This is a genomic window from Streptomyces sp. NPDC019396 (assembly GCF_040632375.1).
GTDB lineage: Bacteria > Actinomycetota > Actinomycetes > Streptomycetales > Streptomycetaceae > Streptomyces.
Genome location: NZ_JBEYBS010000080.1, coordinates 1 through 2891, shown reverse-complemented (window position 1 = coordinate 2891; position 2891 = coordinate 1). Strand labels below are relative to the sequence as shown.

Genomic DNA, 2891 nt, shown 5'->3' with positions numbered 1-2891 from the left:
CCACGACAACACACCCAGACAGCATCTCACCGCCAACCAACCGACACCACAGGCCAGTTGAAGCGATCACCGCCTACGGAAATCTTGTAAGAGCCGCTCGTTTGACAGACCCCCGTCTCGCGCCGCTGGACATCGTTGCTGCCGGTGGTGGAAAGGGTCCTGGCCGGGCACGTTCCCGATCCGGCCGAGGCGTGTGCCGGCCGGATCGGGTTGGTCGACGGAACCCTGGTCACGACGTGGGACCGGAGAAGCGAGGGCACCACGCTGTTCTCCGGAAAGCACCGCGACACCGGCTTCAACCTGCAGGTCGCCGCCACCCTCGCCGGGGACCTCCTCGCGGTCTCCGCACCCGTCCCGGGCTCCCGCCACGACATACACGCCTGGCGCCAGTCCGAGTTCCCCGACGCCTTCGCGGAACGGGAGGGCATAGGCGATCTGGGCTACGTCGGCTCCGGACTGCTCACTCCCCGGCGCAAGCCGCCCGGCCAGGAACGATCCACGGGGGACAAGGAGGCCAATCATTTGATCAACACACTCCGAGCCGCCATCGAACGGGCCATCGCGCACCTGAAGAACTGGAAGATCTTCGCCACCCGCTACCGCAGCCCCTCACCCGCTTCGCCCTTGTCGCCACGACCGTCACCGCCCTCACCTTCTACGCAAAGGACTGGTGAAACCCCGTGAATAGACCTCCAAGCTTGCCAAAAAAGACAAAAGGGACTTGAGAGCCTTCGGGGAGACGCAAAGAACAGCATGAGTAGTAGTTGCGGATACCGCACAGGAGCCCGCTCGATATCGTCTTAATTCCAAGAAGCGGTGGAAATACAGGAGCGGGCATGAGCATTTCCAGAAAAAGGATCCTTGGAACTCTTGTCGCAACAACAGGAATTCTGGCGGCTGTGGCGTATCCAGCTCACGCCGGGGGAGATAGTGAGGCTAGGCAGGATGGAGATCCCAGCGCTACCTATGTCTGGGAGAACGACGGTGACGCCGACCCCGAAAGAGCCGACTTCTACTGGGATAACGATCTCGCCGAAGCAGTGGCATGTGAGGAAGTGGAAACACATCCACTCTTGAACGATGGGAACCGAGTCTACCCCGGAGTAACCTGGAAATGGTACTACGATGATTCCGGGCGACCCGAATCTGTATCCAAGGATGCAGTACTCTCCACGCTTACTGCTTCTTTCCAGGCGATTCACGACCTTAGAAACAATTGCGGCATAACTGGCGATCTTAGTGTCGACTTCAGCTATGATGGCGAAAGAGACAGTGAGCAATTCACTTCGGAAGGCACTGCCTACGAGATCAACGTCTCCTTCGCAGACCTCGCGGGGGACACGGTGGGCAACGGAGGGACGGATGGCGCGGAATGGGGCACAGAGAATGATGTCCAGTTTGTCCGTGCGAGGGGGCATGTAACGTTGGACTCGGATACAAACTGGATGACACCAGGATCTCCTGGATGCCCCGAGAATTTCAGGGACGACGAAGACCTGCAGAAGACCGACATGCAGAGTACGGCGATGCACGAGATAATGCACGCTCTCAATGTCGACCATGCAGAGGACGACGGGACTCCGGAGGCCGATGACACGGATAATCCAAAGGCGTACCAGACGATGGCGAGTGCCACTGCTACGTGCACCGTCTTCGAGCGAACCCTTGGACGTGGCGATGTCGCAACGCTCGTTGACTTGTACGGAACCGATTAAATTTCATTAAGAAATCAATTTCTGGCCTCCTGCTCAAGCGGGGGGCCAGAATCTGCATCAATACGATGCGTTGTTCTGACTTGCGGCGGTGAACATCTCGCCCGGTGCAGCCTCGCGGGCGGCGGCCAGCACGGTGGCCTTGCGGCGCTGGTCGACGCTGCGGACCGGGACCGGCAGCACGGGCAGCCGCTTGCGGGTGCGGGCATCCATCCGTGATTTGCGGCGCCGCTTGCCTTCTTGCGGTTGATCTCCTCGCTGCCGATCGGGCAGGGGGCGACCCAGCCGGCCCAGTGGGCGGGATCTTCGACGGCCCAGTGCACCAGGTCCAGGTAGAAGGCCCGCACCGGAGTGAGGCCCAGGCCGGATCTGTCATATCCTGGTTGAGACGCAGTGAGCGTTTTCAGCTTGGGCCCCGATCGGGTGATGCCCGGCCGTCGAAGTGAGGGGCAGAACGATAGGGACCTCCCGGTTGTTGAGACGCCATCCGCTTTTCGAACGTGATCGTTTGGTTCGGGCTGGGTGGGCATGAACTCCGGCTGGCGAGGGAGAGATGGGCGTGGTTCGTCCGTTCGTCTGGCTTGTGGAGGTAGCTGGTGCCGTCGGTGCTCGGTCTGCTGGAGGCTCGGGAGAAGAAGGTCCGGGAAGAGGTGGCACGGCTGCGGGAGGAGGCCGAGCGGGTGCAGGCCGCGCTCGGCGAGGCGGAGCGGGCACTTCAGCGTCTGGCGGATGCCCGTGTGACGGTGGCCGAGGTGCTGGCGGAGCCGCCTGTCGCGGTCGCGGAACCGGTGGTGAGTGCGGTGGCCGGGTCGGTGGTGCCCAGACGGGCCGAGGGCATGACAGCGACGGTCCTGCCTCCGGACTACCAGCGGATCATGTCCGTGCTGGAGTCGGATGCGGCCCGGGAGGGTATGCGGTGCCAGCAACTGGCCGCGGCCCTGGGCCTTCAGGCGGTTCCGGCGAAGGTCGAGGGGCTGTGGTCGAAGGCGAAACGCCTGGTGGAACGAGGGTGGGCGCTCCAGACGCGGCCGGGGGTGTTCACCCCGCTCGGGGCGTCGGCCAGCTGAAGGCTGCGGGGCGGCGCCCGGCCAGGCGGCTGCTCATGAGCATGGTCATCGACCACAGCACCATGGCCTCGTGCATGGCGGGCAGCGTCTCGTAGTCGCGCACCAGGCGACG

Annotated in this window: 4 protein-coding genes; 3 read left to right on the top strand and 1 reads right to left on the bottom strand. The window is 63.0% G+C overall.

What is annotated here, in order from left to right; all coding sequences use genetic code 11:
- The first annotated feature begins 144 nt into the window (after window positions 1–144).
- Window positions 145–684, top strand: a complete 540-nt coding sequence (locus tag ABZ532_RS31460; RefSeq protein WP_361291394.1) for a transposase family protein — start codon at window positions 145–147, stop codon at window positions 682–684.
- 152 nt (window positions 685–836) lie between these two features.
- Window positions 837–1715, top strand: a complete 879-nt coding sequence (locus tag ABZ532_RS31455) for a hypothetical protein (RefSeq protein ID WP_361291391.1) — start codon at window positions 837–839, stop codon at window positions 1713–1715.
- A 57-nt stretch (window positions 1716–1772) separates the two neighbouring features.
- Here ABZ532_RS31455 and ABZ532_RS31450 read toward each other — a convergent pair whose 3' ends face one another.
- Window positions 1773–1925: a hypothetical protein gene (locus ABZ532_RS31450; RefSeq protein ID WP_361291388.1), complete on the bottom strand. Its 153-nt coding sequence runs from the start codon at window positions 1923–1925 to the stop codon at window positions 1773–1775.
- 383 nt (window positions 1926–2308) lie between these two features.
- Between ABZ532_RS31450 and ABZ532_RS31445 the strand changes: the two genes are divergently transcribed.
- Window positions 2309–2779, top strand: coding sequence for a hypothetical protein (locus ABZ532_RS31445; protein ID WP_361291385.1), 471 nt, complete (start codon window positions 2309–2311; stop codon window positions 2777–2779).
- The last annotated feature ends 112 nt before the right edge of the window (window positions 2780–2891 follow it).